Origin of the sequence: Bradyrhizobium sp. 2S1 (assembly GCF_011516625.5) — a bacterium.
Lineage (GTDB): Bacteria > Pseudomonadota > Alphaproteobacteria > Rhizobiales > Xanthobacteraceae > Bradyrhizobium > Bradyrhizobium septentrionale.
In genome coordinates this window covers 8,464,823-8,480,946 of sequence record NZ_CP147717.1, presented here as the reverse complement: position 1 = coordinate 8,480,946, position 16,124 = coordinate 8,464,823, and the positions used below count along the sequence as shown (strand labels likewise).

At 64.3% G+C, this 16,124-nt stretch carries 15 protein-coding genes; 14 read left to right on the top strand and 1 reads right to left on the bottom strand.

The features are described from left to right. Positions 1–10 precede the first annotated feature (10 nt). The 10 genes from HAP54_RS40150 (at position 11) to HAP54_RS40105 (ending at position 10,272) form a co-directional block, all read left to right on the top strand. A complete protein-coding gene (locus HAP54_RS40150; RefSeq protein WP_166296685.1) occupies positions 11–1,078 on the top strand; it encodes an ABC transporter ATP-binding protein in 1,068 nt (355 codons plus the stop codon). A 78-nt stretch (positions 1,079–1,156) separates the two neighbouring features. Then, a complete protein-coding gene (locus HAP54_RS40145) occupies positions 1,157–2,476 on the top strand; it encodes an ABC transporter substrate-binding protein (RefSeq protein WP_166296682.1) in 1,320 nt (439 codons plus the stop codon). Between the two features lie 109 nt (positions 2,477–2,585). After that, positions 2,586–3,545, top strand: a complete 960-nt coding sequence (locus tag HAP54_RS40140) for a carbohydrate ABC transporter permease (RefSeq protein ID WP_166296679.1) — start codon at positions 2,586–2,588, stop codon at positions 3,543–3,545. Between the two features lie 65 nt (positions 3,546–3,610). Beyond that, positions 3,611–4,537 (top strand): carbohydrate ABC transporter permease, encoded by a 927-nt coding sequence (locus HAP54_RS40135; protein ID WP_166296676.1) that lies wholly within the window; start codon positions 3,611–3,613, stop codon positions 4,535–4,537. A gap of 70 nt (positions 4,538–4,607) precedes the next feature. Then, on the top strand, positions 4,608–5,594 hold the full coding sequence (gene denD, locus HAP54_RS40130; protein ID WP_166296673.1) for a D-erythronate dehydrogenase: 987 nt from the start codon (positions 4,608–4,610) through the stop codon (positions 5,592–5,594). 29 nt (positions 5,595–5,623) lie between these two features. After that, positions 5,624–6,580 (top strand): sugar kinase, encoded by a 957-nt coding sequence (locus tag HAP54_RS40125; RefSeq protein WP_166296670.1) that lies wholly within the window; start codon positions 5,624–5,626, stop codon positions 6,578–6,580. Then, a complete protein-coding gene (gene eda, locus HAP54_RS40120) occupies positions 6,577–7,227 on the top strand; it encodes a bifunctional 4-hydroxy-2-oxoglutarate aldolase/2-dehydro-3-deoxy-phosphogluconate aldolase (RefSeq protein ID WP_166296667.1) in 651 nt (216 codons plus the stop codon). The genes HAP54_RS40125 and eda overlap by 4 nt, the downstream gene beginning before the upstream one ends. A gap of 45 nt (positions 7,228–7,272) precedes the next feature. After that, positions 7,273–8,445 carry an acetyl-CoA acetyltransferase gene (locus HAP54_RS40115; protein ID WP_166296664.1) on the top strand — a complete coding sequence of 391 codons (1,173 nt, stop codon included), beginning with the start codon at positions 7,273–7,275 and terminating at the stop codon, positions 8,443–8,445. A 1-nt stretch (position 8,446) separates the two neighbouring features. Further along, complete coding sequence (locus HAP54_RS40110) at positions 8,447–9,997, top strand: class I adenylate-forming enzyme family protein (RefSeq protein ID WP_166296661.1); 1,551 nt, start codon at positions 8,447–8,449, stop codon at positions 9,995–9,997. A gap of 74 nt (positions 9,998–10,071) precedes the next feature. Further along, the gene (locus HAP54_RS40105) at positions 10,072–10,272 is read left to right on the top strand and encodes a hypothetical protein (RefSeq protein WP_029078642.1); all 201 of its coding nucleotides are present in this window, start codon (positions 10,072–10,074) and stop codon (positions 10,270–10,272) included. 139 nt (positions 10,273–10,411) lie between these two features. On the opposite strand, the gene HAP54_RS40100 is transcribed toward HAP54_RS40105, so the two are convergent. Next, the gene (locus HAP54_RS40100; RefSeq protein ID WP_166204319.1) at positions 10,412–11,476 is read right to left on the bottom strand and encodes an IS630 family transposase; all 1,065 of its coding nucleotides are present in this window, start codon (positions 11,474–11,476) and stop codon (positions 10,412–10,414) included. Positions 11,477–11,557: 81 nt separating this feature from the next. Between HAP54_RS40100 and HAP54_RS40095 the strand changes: the two genes are divergently transcribed. From HAP54_RS40095 to HAP54_RS40080, 4 genes are all read left to right on the top strand, one after another. Further along, entirely contained in the window at positions 11,558–12,757 is a 1,200-nt protein-coding gene (locus HAP54_RS40095; RefSeq protein ID WP_166296658.1) for a CaiB/BaiF CoA transferase family protein, read from the top strand. Positions 12,758–12,768: 11 nt separating this feature from the next. Continuing rightward, complete coding sequence (locus HAP54_RS40090; protein ID WP_166296655.1) at positions 12,769–13,935, top strand: acyl-CoA dehydrogenase family protein; 1,167 nt, start codon at positions 12,769–12,771, stop codon at positions 13,933–13,935. Between the two features lie 162 nt (positions 13,936–14,097). After that, a complete protein-coding gene (locus HAP54_RS40085) occupies positions 14,098–15,234 on the top strand; it encodes a thiolase family protein (RefSeq protein WP_166296652.1) in 1,137 nt (378 codons plus the stop codon). Then, positions 15,231–15,590, top strand: a complete 360-nt coding sequence (locus HAP54_RS40080) for a Zn-ribbon domain-containing OB-fold protein (protein WP_166296649.1) — start codon at positions 15,231–15,233, stop codon at positions 15,588–15,590. Before HAP54_RS40085 ends, HAP54_RS40080 begins: the two co-directional genes overlap by 4 nt. Positions 15,591–16,124: the final 534 nt, after the last annotated feature.

The following is a 16,124-nucleotide window of genomic DNA, read 5'->3' as shown; positions in this document are numbered from 1 at the left end:
AGGGAAGTGGATGTCGTCGGTCCAGATTCGCGACGTGCGGAAATCGTTCGGCAATTTTGAAGTCCTGCACGGCGTGTCGATCCCGATCGAGGACGGCGAGTTCGTCGTTCTGGTCGGCCCTTCCGGCTGCGGCAAGTCGACCCTGCTGCGCATGCTGGCCGGGCTTGAGAACATCACCTCGGGCACGATCTCGATCGGCGACCGCGTCGTCAACAATGTCCAGCCCAAAGAGCGCGACATTGCGATGGTGTTCCAGAACTACGCGCTCTATCCGCACATGACCGTCGCCGACAACATGGGCTTCTCGCTGAAGCTGCGCGGCGCTAAGCCTGAGGAAATCTCGAGCGGCGTCAAGCGCGCAGCGGAGATCCTTGCCCTGACGCCGCTGCTCGAGCGCTATCCCCGCCAGCTGTCAGGCGGCCAGCGCCAACGCGTCGCGATGGGCCGCGCCATCGTGCGCGATCCGCAGGTGTTCCTGTTCGACGAACCGCTGTCGAACCTCGACGCCAAGCTGCGCGTCGCCATGCGCACCGAGATCAAGGAGCTGCATCAGCGGCTGAAGACCACGACGGTCTACGTCACCCACGACCAGATCGAGGCCATGACCATGGCCGACAAGATCGTGGTGATGCATGACGGCATCGTCGAGCAGATGGGCTCGCCGCTCGAGCTCTACGACAAGCCGGAGAACCAGTTCGTGGCCGGCTTCATCGGCTCGCCCGCGATGAATTTCCTGAAGGGCAAGGTCAAGGTGAACGGCGCCGCGTATTTCGAGGGACCGAACGGCGTCAAGCTGCCGCTGAAATCGGCGCCGGCCAATTCCGACGGCCAGCCCGCGGTCTACGGCGTGCGGCCGGAGCATTTCACCATCGCCGATGATGGCGCCGAGGCCGAGATCGTGGTGGTCGAGCCGACCGGCTCGGAGACCCAGGTGTTCGCCAAGCTCGGCGGCGAGCAGGTCGTCGCCGTGTTCCGCGAGCGCCATCAGTTCAATCCCGGCGACAAGGTTCGGCTCAAGCCGGATCCGGCGCTGGTTCATCTGTTCGACGATTCTACGGGGAAACGACTGAATAGCTGACGGATCGATTGATCTGAATGGCCGACCAACAGGCCAGATCAAAAACAAGAAAAACACAAATCATTTGGAGGAAGGACGATGCACGATTTGACTCGCCGCTCGCTACTTCAGGGCGGCACCGCGCTGGCCGCAACCGGCATGCTCACCGGGCCGGCGCTGTTTGACTTCGCCAAGGCCTGGGCGCAGAGCGCGCCCTGGAAGGCGGAGCCCGGCGCCAAGCTCACCGTGATGCGCTGGAAGCGCTTCGTGCCCGCGGAAGATGACGCGTTCAACGCCATGGTCGCGGCGTTCAAGGCGGCGACCGGCACCGAGATGAACGTGTTCAGCGAGTCCTTCGAGGACGTGCAGCCGAAGGCGTCGGTTGCCGCCAACACCGGCTCCGGTCTCGACCTCGCCTGGGGCCTGCACACGCTGCCGCAGCTGTTCCCGACCAAAGTGCTGAAGATGAACGACGTTGCCGACTATCTCGGCAAGAAATACGGCGGCTGGACCGACGCTGCCGCGAAAACCTGCAAGCAGGGCGATGACTGGCTCGGTATTCCCGTCGCCACCATTGGCGGTTACCTGACCTATCGCAAGTCGGCGGTGGAGAAGGCGGGGTTCAAGCAGGTGCCGTCCGACTTCCCGGCCTATCTCGAACTGTGCAAGGCGCTGAAGGCAAACAACACACCGGCCGGCTTTGCGCTTGGCCACGCCACCGGCGACGCCAACGCCTGGGTGCACAACATCCTCTGGGGCCACAATGGCTGGACCGTCGACAAGGACGACAAGGTCATCATCAATTCGCCGGAGACGATGAAGGCGCTGGAATATGCCAAGGCGTTGTCGGACACCTTCATTCCGGGCGTGGCGTCCTGGAACGACTCCTCCAACAACAAGGCGTTCCTGTCCGGCGAGCTGTATCTGACCTCGAACGGCATCTCGATCTATGTCGCGGCCAAGGACGATCCGAGCAAGAAGGAGCTCGCCGAGGACATCGACCACGCGCTGTGGCCGGTCGGGTCGCTCGGCAAGCCGACCGAGCTGCAGCTTGCGGTTCCGATCCTCGCCTTCAACTTCTGCAAATATCCGAACGCGGCGAAGGCCTTTATCGCCTTCATGCTGGAGAAGGAGAATTTCGAGAAGTGGCTGTCCGGCGCGCGGGGCTATCTCACCCACACGCTCAATGCCTACGACACAGCGCCGGTATGGACCGCCGACCCGAAGAATGCCGTGTTCGGCCAGGCCTCCAAGCGCGCGCTGCCGGCCTCCGGCATCGGCACGCCCGGTGAGAAAGCAGCGACCGCGATCGCCGACTTCATCGTGGTCGACATGTTTGCGAACTACTGCACCGGCGCCAAGGACGGCAAGACTGCGATGGCGGAAGCCGAGCGGCAGTTGAAGCGCATCTATCGCTGATGTGATGCCCGCGAGCGGCGGACAGCCGCCGCCCGCGCCATCACTGGAATGCCATCATTGGAAGTTTGCGTGGTCATGCTCAATCGTTTGAGCAATCGGGACATCGCCTATGGCTGACATTGCCCTCGCGCCGCGACGTGCGAAGACGGAAATCCGCGAAGCGACCACGTGGGATCAGCTTCGCCACAACAAGAACTGGCTCGGCTTCTGGTTCATGTTGCCGGCGCTGGCCTTCCTGATCTTCTTCCTAGCCTATCCGCTGGGGCTCGGCATCTGGCTGTCGTTTACCGACACGCGGATCGGCCGCGTCGGTCATTTCATCGGCACCGAGAACTATGAGTGGCTGTGGGACGATTCCATCTTCTGGCTGTCGGTGTTCAACACGCTGCTCTACACCTTCGTCGCCAGCGCCATTAAGTTCGCGGTCGGGCTCTATCTGGCGCTGCTGCTCAATGAGCGGATGCCGTTCAAGGCGCTGCTGCGCGCTGCCGTCTTGATTCCCTTCATCGTGCCGACCGTGCTGTCGGCGCTGGCGTTCTGGTGGATCTTCGATTCCCAGTTCTCGATCATCTCCTGGTCGCTGAAGCATCTCGGCGTGATCACGCAAAACATCAATTTCCTCGGCGACACCACCTGGGCCCGCATCTGCGTGATCTTTGCCAATATCTGGCGCGGCGTTCCGTTCGTCGCGATCACGCTGCTGGCCGGCCTGCAGACCGTGCAGCCCTCGCTCTACGAGGCCGCGACGCTCGACGGCGCGTCGCGCTGGCAGATGTTCCGTTTCATCACCTATCCCTTGCTGACGCCGATCATCGCGGTCGTGATGACGTTCTCGGTGCTGTTCACTTTCACCGATTTCCAGCTGATCTGGGCGATGACCCGCGGCGGCCCGGTCAACGCCACCCATCTGATGGCGACGCTGTCCTACCAGCGCGCGATCATCGCGGGACAATTGGGCGAGGGCGCTGCGATCTCGAGCGCGATGATCCCGTTGTTGCTCGCCGCGATCATGGTGTCCTGGTTCGGCCTGCAGCGTCGCAAGTGGCAGCAGGGAGAGAACAATGATTGACCTCTGCCGCCTTGCTTATTTCTTTGCGCGAACGGGGCAGGCCCCGCGCGCGCTGGGAGAGAACAATGACTGACCTGCCCACCAGATCCATCGATCTCAAGGCCGTGCTGTCGGGCTCGACACCAACGGCCGATCACAGCGAGGGCATGAGCTACCTGCAGTCGGTGCCGCGGCGGATCGTGACGCTCTACATCCCGCTCTCGATCATCGTCATCATCCTGCTGTTCCCGTTCTATTGGATGGGCCTGACCGCCATCAAGCCGGACGACCAGCTGCTCGACCTCGACAAGTACAATCCGTTCTGGACCTGGAATCCGACCTTCAAGCACATCCACAAGCTGCTGTTCGAGAGCTACTACCCGCACTGGCTCTGGAACACGATGTATGTGGCGATCGGCGCCACCGTGCTGTCGATCGGCGCGAGCGTGCTCGCGGCCTATGCGATCGTGCGGCTGCGCTACAAGGGCGCCAACCTCGTCGGTGGTCTGATCTTCCTGGCCTATCTGGTGCCGCCCTCGATCCTGTTCATTCCACTTGCCACCGTCGTGTTCCAGTACGGCCTGTTCGACTCGCCGATGGCGCTGATCCTCACCTATCCGACGATCCTGATCCCGTTCTCGACCTGGCTGTTGATGGGCTATTTCAAGACCATCCCGTTCGAGCTCGAGGAATGCGCGCTGATCGACGGTGCCAGCCGCTGGCAGATCCTGATCAAGATCGTGCTGCCGCTTGCGATCCCCGGCCTGATCTCGGCCTTCATCTTCTGCTTTACGCTGTGCTGGAACGAGTTCATCTACGCGCTGACGTTCCTGCAATCGACCCCGAACAAGACGGTGCCGGTCGCCATCGTCAACGAATTCGTTGACGGCGACATCTATCGCTGGGGTTCCCTGATGGCAGGGGCGCTATGCGGCTCGCTACCGCTGGTTATTCTTTACGCCTTCTTCGTTGAGCATTATGTCTCGGCGATGACGGGCGCCGTGAAGGAATGAGCGCGCAAGGCCCGCATCCGAATTCGAAGAACAAGCCAAGAAGACGAGACAAGAAAAGGAGAGCAGGGTCGTGCACATTCTGATTCTGGGCGCCGCCGGCATGGTCGGCCGCAAGCTGACCGAGCGACTGCTGCGCGAGGGCCGCCTCGGCAAGCAGGACATCACCAGGATGACCCTGCAGGACGTGGTCGCGCCGGCCAAGCCCGCGAATGCCGCGATCCCGGTCAATGTCGTCGCCTCCGATTTCGCCGACGCCGGCGCTGCGGCGCCGCTGATCGCCGAGCGGCCCGACGTGATTTTCCACCTCGCCGCGATCGTCTCCGGCGAGGCGGAGGCCGAGTTCGACAAGGGCTACCGGATCAATCTCGACGGCACCCGCTATCTGATCGACGCGATCCGCGCGGTCGGTGGTGGCTACAAGCCGCGGCTGGTGTTCACGTCCTCGATCGCGGTGTTTGGCGCGCCGTTCCCCGAGAAGATCGGCGACGAGTTCTTCCACACGCCGCTGACGAGCTACGGCACGCAGAAGTCGATCTGCGAACTCTTGATCAACGACTACACCCGCAAGGGCTTGCTCGACGGGATCTCGATCCGTCTGCCGACGATCTGCGTGCGTCCGGGCAAGCCGAACAAGGCGGCGTCCGGCTTCTTCTCCAACATCATCCGCGAGCCGCTGGCGGGCGAGGAGGCGGTCCTGCCGGTCTCCGAGGACGTCCGGCACTGGCACGCCTCGCCGAAGTCTGCGGTCGGCTTCCTGGTCCATGCCGGCACCATGGACCTCAATGCGATCGGGCCGCGGCGCAATCTCAGCATGCCCGGGATGTCCGTGACGGTCGGCGAGCAGATCGCGTCGCTCGAGCGCGTAGCCGGCAAGAACGTCACCGCGCGCATCAAGCGGGTGCCCGATCCGACCATCATCGGCATCGTCTCCGGCTGGCCGCGCGATTTCGTTACCGACCGCGCGCTGAAGCTCGGCTTCACCACCGCCGAGAAGACGTTCGACGATATCATCCGTATCCACATCGAGGACGAGCTCGGCGGCAAGTTCGCCGCCTGAGCGACGTCCGGGCGAGCGCGGCTCTCGAGATGACCAGGGTTGCCAGCATCGGCGAATGCATGATCGAGCTGCGTCAGGCCCCGGGCGGCCAGATCGGCGGTCTGTATTCGCGCTTCTACGGCGGTGACACGCTCAACACCGCCGTCTATCTGTCGCGGCTCGGCGTCCACATCGATTACATCACGGCGCTCGGCGATGACGCGCTGAGCGATGAGATGATCGCCGGCTGGGCGAGCGAAGGCATCGGCACCAAGCATGTCGCGCGATTGGCAGGCAAGCTGCCGGGGCTCTATCTCATCCAGACCGACGACAAGGGCGAGCGGCGCTTCTTCCACTGGCGCGACAGCGCCGCCGCGCGCGAGCTGATGGATCTTCCCGAAACGGACGACCTGCTGAACTCGCTCGCGACCTATGACGTCGTCTATCTCTCGGCGATCACGCTCTCGATCCTGCGCGAGGACGGGCGGGAGCGGCTGATCGCGGCGCTCAAGCGCGCGCGGCTGCTGGGGACGCGCTTTGCGTTCGACACCAACTTCCGCGCCCGTGGCTGGCCGGATCTGAACGTCGCGCGAAAAGTCTTCAGCAGCGCGTTCGAGACCGCCGATATCGTGCTCGCCTCGACGGAAGATCTGGCGCCGCTTTATCCCGGCGAGAGCAACACGGCGCTACTGGCGGGCATCTCGAGCCCGGAGGTCGTGCTGAAGCTCGCCGAACCTGCCTGCATTGTGCGCTCTGCCGGCGGCACGCGCGAGGTGAGGGCGGAGCCGCTGCCAAAGCCGGTGGTCGATACCACCGCGGCCGGCGACAGTTTTGCCGCGGCCTATCTCGCCGCGCGGCTCGGCGGCGCCGAGCCCGAGGAGGCGGCGCGCGCCGGCCATCGGCTGGCCGGCGTCGTGGTGTGCTATCCAGGCGCGATCATTCCACGCTACGCCATGCCGCCGAAGAAGGCGCCTCGTCCCCCACCATCCCGCAAGGCCTCGCAATGACAACGACATCAAAGCAGGACCAGATTGCCGAACTGATCCGCCAGGCCTCCGTGATCCCGGTGCTGACCATCGAGCGGCTCGCGGATGCGGTGCCGCTCGCCAGGGCGCTGGTCGCCGGCGGCGTGCGGACACTCGAGGTGACGCTGCGCACGCCGGTCGCGGTTGACGCGGCCAGGGCCATCATCGCCGAGGTGCCCGACGCGATCGTCGGGATCGGCACGATCCTCAATGGCGACGATCTGGCGCGCGCCGAAGCGCTCGGCGCCAAATTCGGCATCAGCCCCGGCGCGACGCCCGAGCTGCTGAAGGCGGCCGCTGCCAGCCGGCTGCCTTTCGCGCCGGGGATCGCGACCGCGTCCGAGCTGATGCAGGCGCTGGCGCAAGGCTTTGACGTCGTCAAATTCTTCCCCGCCGAGCAGGCCGGCGGTATCAAGGCACTGCGGGCTCTGGCCGGTCCGTTCCCGCACGTCAGGGTGTGCCCGACTGGTGGTATCGGCGAGGCCAATGCGGCGACCTGGCTCGCCGAGCCCAATGTGCTGGCCGTCGGCGGCTCCTGGCTGTGCCCGGCCTCCGATATCCGCGCCGGCAATTGGGCAGGCATAACCGCCATGTGCGCGCAGGCGATGAAAACGCTGAAAGCGGCCTGAAGATACGCTACATAACTCCCTGAACAGGAACAGGGAGATACGGCCATGACAGCAGCCAGCATTGTGGGTTGGGCGCACACGCCATTCGGAAAGTTCGACGCGGAGACCGTCGAGAGCCTCGTGGTCAAGGTCGCGAATGAGGCGCTCGCCGATGCCGGTATTGCTGCGTCCGACGTCGACGAGATCATGCTCGGCCATTTCAACGCCGGCTTCTCGCCGCAGGATTTCACGGCCTCGCTGGTGCTGCAGGCCGATCCGGCGCTGCGCTTCAAGCCGACCACTCGCGTCGAGAATGCCTGCGCCACGGGATCGGCCGCTGTGCATCAGGGCATCCGCGCCATCGAGGCAGGCGCTGCGAAGATCGTGCTGGTGGTCGGCGTCGAGCAGATGACGCGGACGCCGGGTCCGGAGATCGGCAAGAACCTCTTGAAGGCGTCGTATCTGCCCGAGGATGGCGACACGGTCGGCGGCTTCGCCGGCGTGTTCGGCAAGATCGCGCAGGCCTATTTCCAGAAGTATGGCGACCAGTCGGACGCGCTGGCGATGATCGCCGCCAAGAACCACAAGAACGGCGTCGCCAATCCCTATGCGCAGATGCGCAAGGATTTCGGCTTCGAGTTCTGCCGCGCCGAGAGCGACAAGAACCCGTTCGTCGCGGGGCCGTTGAAGCGCACCGACTGCTCGCTGGTCTCCGACGGCGCCGCCGCGCTGGTGCTGACCGATGCCGAGACGGCCAAGACCATGGGCAAGGCGGTGAACATCCGCGCCACCGCGCATGCGCAGGATTTCCTGCCGATGTCCAAGCGCGACATCCTGCAGTTCGAAGGCTGCACCGTCGCCTGGCAGCGCGCGCTGCAGAAGGCCGGCCTGCAGCTCGCCGATCTCTCCTTCGTCGAGACCCATGACTGCTTTACAGTCGCCGAGCTGATCGAATATGAAGCGATGGGCCTGACGCCGAAGGGGCAGGGCGCGCGCGCGATCATGGAGGGTTGGACCCAGAAGGACGGCAAGCTGCCGGTCAATCCGTCCGGCGGCCTCAAGGCCAAGGGCCATCCGATCGGCGCCACCGGCGTCTCCATGCATGTCATGAGCGCAATGCAGCTCACGGGGCAGGCGCCTGAGGGCATGCAGCTCAAGAACCCGCAGATCGGCGGCATCTTCAACATGGGCGGCGCCGCAGTCGCCAACTACGTCTCGATCCTCGAGCCGGCCAAGTAGCTTGAACGTTGCCGAATGGCTGGCGGCGACGGCGCGGGCGCGTCCCGACGCGCCGGCGCTGCTGACCGGCTTCGACCTCGACGCTGACTACGCAACCTTTGCCCGCCGCGCCGCCTCGATCGGGGCGACGCTGGCGCGCGATCACGGCATTGCCGCCGGCGACCGCGTCGCGCTGTTTGCGACGAACTGCACGCAATATCTCGAATGCCTCTACGGCATCTGGTGGATCGGCGCCGCCGCGATCCCGATCAACGCAAAACTGCATGGCCGCGAGGCGGCGTGGATCTGCGGCAATGGCGGCGCGAAGCTCGCCTTCGTGTCCGATGATACGGTCGGCGCCCTGAGCGAGGCGAAGGACGACTGTCCCGCCGGCATGACCATGCTGTCGGTCGACAACGCTGCCTACAAGGCGATGCGAAGCGGCGAGGGCGCGCCCGCGCCGCTTCCGCGCGAAGTCAACGACCTCGCCTGGCTGTTCTACACCTCAGGCACGACAGGCCGTCCCAAGGGCGTGATGCTGAGCCACGGCAATCTGGTCGCGATGTCGCTGTGCTATCTCGCCGACGTCGATGCGGCGACGCCGAACGACGCCTCGCTCTACGCCGCGCCGATCTCGCATGGCGCCGGCCTCTACAATTTCCCGCATGTCCGCATGGGCGGCCGTCACGTCGTGCCGGAATCCGGCGGCTTCGATCCGGATGAGGTGCTCAACCTCGGCCGCCAGCTCGACAACCTCGTGATGTTCGCGGCGCCCACCATAGTGCGTCGGCTGGTCGATGCCGCCAAGAAGCGCGGCGAGAACGGCGAGGGGCTGCGCACCATCATCTATGGGGGCGGGCCGATGTATACCGCCGATATCCTGGACGCGATGGCGACGATGGGCCAGCGCTTCGTGCAGATCTATGGCCAGGGCGAGTCGCCGATGACCATCACGGCGCTGTCGCGCGACTGGCACCGGCAGAGCGATCATCCGCGCTATCTCGAACGGCTGGCCTCGGTTGGCACGGCGCAGAGCGTCGTCACCGTGCGCATCACCGACAAGGACGGCAAGCCGCTGCCCGCGGGCGAGACCGGCGAGATCGAGGTCAAGGGCGCAACCGTGATGCTCGGCTACTGGAACAACCCGAAGGCCAATGCCGAGACGCTGAAGGACGGCTGGCTGCGCACCGGCGATGTCGGCCGGCTCGATGCCGACGGCTTCCTGACGCTGTCGGACCGCTCCAAGGACGTCATCATCTCCGGCGGCACCAACATCTATCCGCGCGAGGTCGAGGAAGCCCTGCTGACCCATCCCGACGTCCGCGAGGTCTCGGCCATCGGTGTGCCGGATGCTGAATGGGGCGAGATCGTCGTCGCCTGCGTTGTGCTGGAGGACGGCGCCGCGGCCGACGACGGCAAGCTCGACGCGCATTGCCTGGCCTCGATCGCCCGGTTCAAGCGGCCGAAGCGCTACGTCTATCTCGATGCCCTGCCGAAGAATAATTATGGCAAGGTGCTGAAGACCTCGCTGCGGGAGATGATGGCCAAAGGGATAGGCCAAGCGATAGGCTAAGGGATAGGCTAAGGGATAGGCCGCCGGCTCCCGCCGCGCTAAGCTGTCTGCGCCTGTCACCGGGAGAACGGACCATGGGAATCGAGACGTCTCTGTCACTGTCGGAAGTGAACAATCGCATCGCAATTCTCCGGGACAACATCAGGCAGCTGATCGAGCAGGCCGCAGGCGCTGCGGGCGCCGAAGTCGAGGAGCGCATCGCCGACCGCCTCGAGCAGCAGAATGCGGAACTAGAAAAGCTCCTGAAAGCACGCGAGGCGATGACGGGGCAGTAACCGACGTTGGGGGCGGCGGACACGCTTCGGTTTTCCGCCGTTCCGCCGCGTGGAAACCGTCCGGCCGCCGCCGCGCATACGCCCATACGCCTGGCGCCGGTTGATCTCGGCAAAGACCTCCCGTTACTAGTACCCAGAATCAGAGCTGAGTGATACGGCGGCCTTTGAAACGGCGTTGACGGACCTTTTTCTTGGTCCAGACGAAGGGCTCGGCTCTGTCGTTGTATGCGTTGACGTAGGCATCGATGTGCTCCTGAAGCTGCGTGAGGCTTGTGAAGGAGGTGCCGCTGAGCGACTGCCCCTGCAAGATCGAAAACCATACCTCGACCTGATTGAGCCAAGACGCACTTGTCGGCGTGAAATGAAATTGCACGTTGGGGTGGGCCTTGAGCCAATGCTCGTTCTTCTTGTGGGTGTTGAGGTTGTCGAGGATGACGTGAAGCTTCCGGTTCGGAAAAGCCGCGGTGACGCTGTTCATGAAGTCGAGAAACTCGACGCGGCGTCGGCGTTTTGAATGCGCCGCGATGATCTTTCCGGTGGCGACTTCGAGCGCCGCAAACAATGTTGTGGTGCCATGCCGCTTGTAATCGTGGCTCTGGCCGGTCAAGGCGCGGCCATTGGGCAACTTCAGATAACCCTGCGCTCGCTCCAAAGCCTGGATCGAGGGCTTCTCGTCCACGCACAGCACAATGGCCTTCGCGGGCGGGGCGACATAGAGGCCGACAACATCGGCGGCTTTGGCCGTAAAGTTCGGGTCGTTGCTCTCACACCAGGACTTACGAGCCGCGAGGTCAATCTTGTGGCTGCGCAGGAACCGCCAGACATATTGGACGTCAACATCGCCCAGCGCCCCGGCCAGCAGGGGCCCGGTCCAGCGTGCGAACCCGTCCGGCGGCGGCTTGTCCAGCAGCTTCAGAATCCGCTTGTCGGTGGCCTTCGTATAGATTGGCTGCTTGCCCGGTCGCGGCTTGTCTTGCAGCCCTTCAAGGCCTTGGTCGGCATAGCGATGCCGCCAAAGGCTGACAATCCGCGGCTGGACCCCAACTTCCTTGGCGATCGACCGAGTGCTGCGTCCATCCGCCGCCAACAGAACTATCCGCGCCCGCTTCAAATCGCGCTGCAACGTCACCGGGGAGCGGCAACACGCCTCAAGCACCTTGCGATCTTTCCTCGAAAGGTGGACTTCTCTTGCTTCGGGTATCATCCCGACCTTGAATCACGACTCACGCTTTAAGAACAGTAGGTACTAGCTCCGTAACCAGAACATCCGGGAGCGAACAGGACGATGGGACCATTGCAGGGTATCAAGGTCGTCGACATGACGACCGTGCTGATGGGACCCTATGCCACGCAGATGCTTGGCGACTACGGTGCCGACGTTATCAAGGTGGAATCGCCTGACGGCGACGTCACGCGGCAGATCGGTCCGACGCGGCACCCCGGCATGGGGCCGGTGTTCCTCAATACCAACCGCAGCAAGCGCTCGGTCTGTCTCGATCTGAAGAAGCCGGCGGGGCGCGAGGCCGTGCTGCGGCTGATCGCGAAAGCCGATGTGCTGGTCTACAATGTGCGCCCGCAGGCGATGGCGCGGCTGCAGCTCGGCTACGACGTCGTCGCCAAGGTCAATCCGCGGCTGGTCTATGCCGGCGTGTTCGGCTTCGGCCAGGAAGGGCCGTATGCCGCAAAGCCCGCCTATGACGATCTGATCCAGGGTGCCACCGCATTGCCGGCGCTGATGGCGCAGACCTCGGACGGCGTGCCGCGCTACGTGCCGAACGCGCTGGTCGATCGCATCGTCGGCCTCACCGCGGTCGGTGCGATCTGCGCGAGCCTCGTGCATCGCGACCGCACCGGGCAGGGCCAGCGCGTCGACATTCCGATGTTCGAGACCATGGCCGGCTTCGTCATGGGCGACCACATGGGCGGCCTGACCTACGATCCGCCGCTCGACAAGGGCGGCTATGCCCGCCATCTGTCGCCGGACCGGCGGCCGTACAAGACGCTCGACGGCTATATCTGCGTGATCGTCTATAACGACAAGCAGTGGGAGAACTTCTTCAAGGCGACCGGCCGCGACGATCTGCGCAGCGATCCGAAGTTCGCGACCTTCGCCGGCCGCGCCAGCAACATCGATGTCGTTTACGCCGAGCTCGCGCGCATCCTGCTGACCAAAGCGACTGCCGAGTGGAACGAGATCCTCGAGAAGGCCGACGTGCCTGTGATGCCGATGCACGATCTCGAGAGCCTGCTGCAGGACCCGCATATGGTCGCGACAGGCGTCTTTCCCGTCATCGATCATCCGACCGAAGGCCGCATCCGCAGCATGACGCCGTCGGCGCGCTGGTCGGAGACCAAGGTTGAGCCGAGCCGGCTCGCACCGCGGCTTGGCGAGCACAGCGCGGAGATCTTGCAGGAGGCGGGTTACTCCACCGACGAGATCGCGGCGATGGTGCGCGACGGCGCCGCCAAAGCGGCGCAGGCATAGGAGCAGGACAGATGGATTTCGCACTCTCCGCCAACCAGGAATCGATCCGCGACGCCGTCGGAAAAATCTGTACGCGCTTTGATGAAGCCTATTGGCTGAAGAAGGACAAGGAGGGCGGCTATCCCTCTGACTTCCACCGCGCGCTGGCCGATGCCGGCTGGCTCGGCATCTGCATGCCCGAGGAATATGGCGGCTCCGGCCTCGGCATCACCGACGCGGCGATCATGATGCGCACGATCTCCGAATCTGGTGCCGGCATGTCCGGCGCTTCGGCCGTGCACATGAACGTGTTCGGGCTCAATCCTGTGGTGGTGTTCGGCACCAAGGAGCAGTGCCAGCGCATGCTGCCGCCGATCATCGACGGCCGCGACAAGTCCTGCTTCGCGGTGACCGAGCCGAACACCGGCCTCAACACCACGCAGCTCAAGACCCGCGCGGTGCGCCAGGGCGACAAATACATCGTCAACGGCCAGAAGGTGTGGATCTCGACTGCGCAGGTCGCCAACAAGATCCTGCTGCTCGCGCGCACCACGCCGCTGGAGGAAGTGCGCAGCCCGACCCACGGCCTCAGCCTGTTCTACACCGATTTCGACCGCAAGCGCGTCACCGTGCACGAGATCGAGAAGATGGGCCGCAAGCCGGTCGACTCCAACGAGCTGTTCTTCGAGAATTTCGAGATCCCGGTAGAGGACCGCATCGGCGAGGAAGGCCGCGGCTTCGAATACATCCTGCACGGCATGAACCCCGAGCGCATCCTGATCGCGGCCGAAGCGGTCGGGCTTGGCCAGATCGCGCTGAAGCGGGCGTCCGAATATGCCAAGGGCCGCATCGTGTTCAACCGCCCGATCGGCATGAACCAGGGGATCCAGCATCCGCTGGCGAAGTGCTGGATGGAGCTCGAGGCCGCCTGGCTGATGGTGCTGCGCGCCGGCTGGCAATATGACCAGAACCTGCCGTGCGGCCCCGCCGCGAATTCGGCAAAATATCTCGCCGCGGAGGCCGGCTTCCACGCCTGCGAGCAGGCGGTGATGACCCATGGCGGTTTCGGCTATGCCAAGGAATATCACGTCGAGCGTTATCTTCGGGAATCGTTGATCCCGCGCATCGCGCCGATCAGCCCGCAGCTGATCCTCAGCTTCATCGGCGAGAAGGTGCTCGGCCTTCCGAAGTCGTATTGAGATGATGCGCTCGCGCAGACACATCGCGCTCTTCTCCCTCCCCCTGAAAGGGGGAGGGCAGGGTGGGGGGCAGCCACAGGCGACAGCGCATGGTGCGGAGACAGATCCCCACCCGGCTTGCTTGCGCAAGCCGACCTCCCCTTTGCAAGGGGAGGTTAAAAGATGAGCTTCGTCACCGGCGTCGGCCTCATGTCCTACGGCAAGCATGAGGGCTCATCCTCGCTCGATTTGATGAGCAAGGCGGCCGAGCTTGCGATATCAGATGCCGGGCTGAAGCGCTCCGAGATCGACGGCATCCTTTGCGGCTATTCCACCGTCTCGCCGCACATCATGCTAGCGACCGTGTTTGCCGAGCATTTCGGCATCCGGCCGTCCTACGCCCACGCCGTGCAGGTCGGCGGCGCCACCGGGCTTGCGATGACCATGCTGGCGCATCACCTCGTCGACGCCGGCGTTGCAAAACACGTGCTGGTGGTCGGCGGCGAGAACCGGCTGACCGGGCAGAGCCGCGACGCCTCGATCCAGGCGCTGGCCCAGGTCGGGCATCCCGACTACGAGGTGACGCTTGGGCCGACCATCCCGGCCTATTACGGCCTGGTCGCGACCCGCTACATGCATGAATACGGCCTCACGCAAGAAGACCTCGCCGAGTTCGCGGTGCTGATGCGCAAGCACGCGCTGACGCATCCCGGTGCGCAATTCCACGAGCCGATCAGCGTTGCCGACGTGATGGCCTCGAAGCCGGTGGCGATGCCGCTCAAACTGCTCGACTGCTGTCCGGTGTCCGACGGCGGCGCCGCCTGCGTGATCAGCCGCGAGCCGACCGGCGAGCGGCGGGTCCGCGTCCGCGGCTGCGCCCAGGCGCACACCCATCAGCACGTCACGGCCGCGCCGGCGCTGAGTGAGCTTGGCGCGGAGATTTCGATCGCGAAGGCGAAACAGGCGTCGGGCATCGCGATCTCGGACGTCCGTTATGCGGCGGTCTACGACAGCTTCACGATCACGCTCGCGATGCTGCTGGAGGACCTCGGCCTCGCCGGGCGCGGCGAGGCGGCGGCGCGGGTGCGCGCCGGCTATTTCAATCAGGATGGCGAGATGCCGCTCAACACCCATGGCGGGCTGCTCAGCTATGGCCATTGCGGCGTCGGCGGCGCGATGGCGCATCTGGTCGAAACCCAGCTGCAGATGACCGGCCGCGCAGAAAACCGTCAGGTGCGCGACGCCTCGGTCGCGCTGCTGCACGGCGACGGCGGCGTGCTGTCGTCGCATGTCAGCATGTTCCTGGAGCGCGTGCGATGAGCGGACCGATCGCTGACTGGACCGAGGGCGCGGAAGCCATCGTCTATCAGAGCTGCAGCGCCTGCGGCGCGCGGCAATATTTCCGCCGCAGCTTCTGCGCGGCGTGCGGCGCGTCCGATCTCGCCGAGCATCGCGCGAGCGGGGCAGGGACGGTGTATGCGACCTCGCTGGTCTGCCGCGCCGCGACACCGGCGACGCGGGCGCACGTGCCTTACAACATCCTGCTTGTCGATGCCGACGAGGGCTTTCGCATGATGGCCCATGGCGACCACGACCTCGCCGTCGGCGACAAGGTTTCCGCGCGCTTCACGCAATTCGCGGGACGGCTGGTTCCATACTTCGCGAAGACGAAATGAGGGGCTGAACGATCCGATCAGAACGCGAGACCAGGCTGAATTGGTTCGCTCGCGCCCCTCATAGTTTGCGGATAACTTGTGGGCATGATTAAACCGCTACACACTTTTCCGGATCATGCCTCAGTGCCAATAAAAGACAAAGCTGGCGATGACGAGCATCGCCGTCACCGCCAGCATTTGCGCAAGCGCTTCCGAGGCCGCCCTCTTGGTGGCTTCCTTCATGCGTTTCCCCTAGACTTGGGCGTGACTCATCGTTGCGCCGAGAGAGCGCAAGACGGCCAGATTTTTGTACTCGGAACACCCCGCGTCGAGCATCCGCTTTTGATGAGTCCCCACTCAGCGAATATCGACTGTGACAAGGTTGTCTCGGAATGCGGCGGCAATTTGACTCGCGCGTGTTGCTCCTGCGACGGCCGCCCGTACAGAGCGTTTTCGAGCGCAGTGGATGCCGGTTCGTGTGAAGAAAACGCGTCAAAACAAGGATCTAGAGCCCCGTTCCAATTTCATCGGAACGGAAAAGGCTCTAGTGTTTCG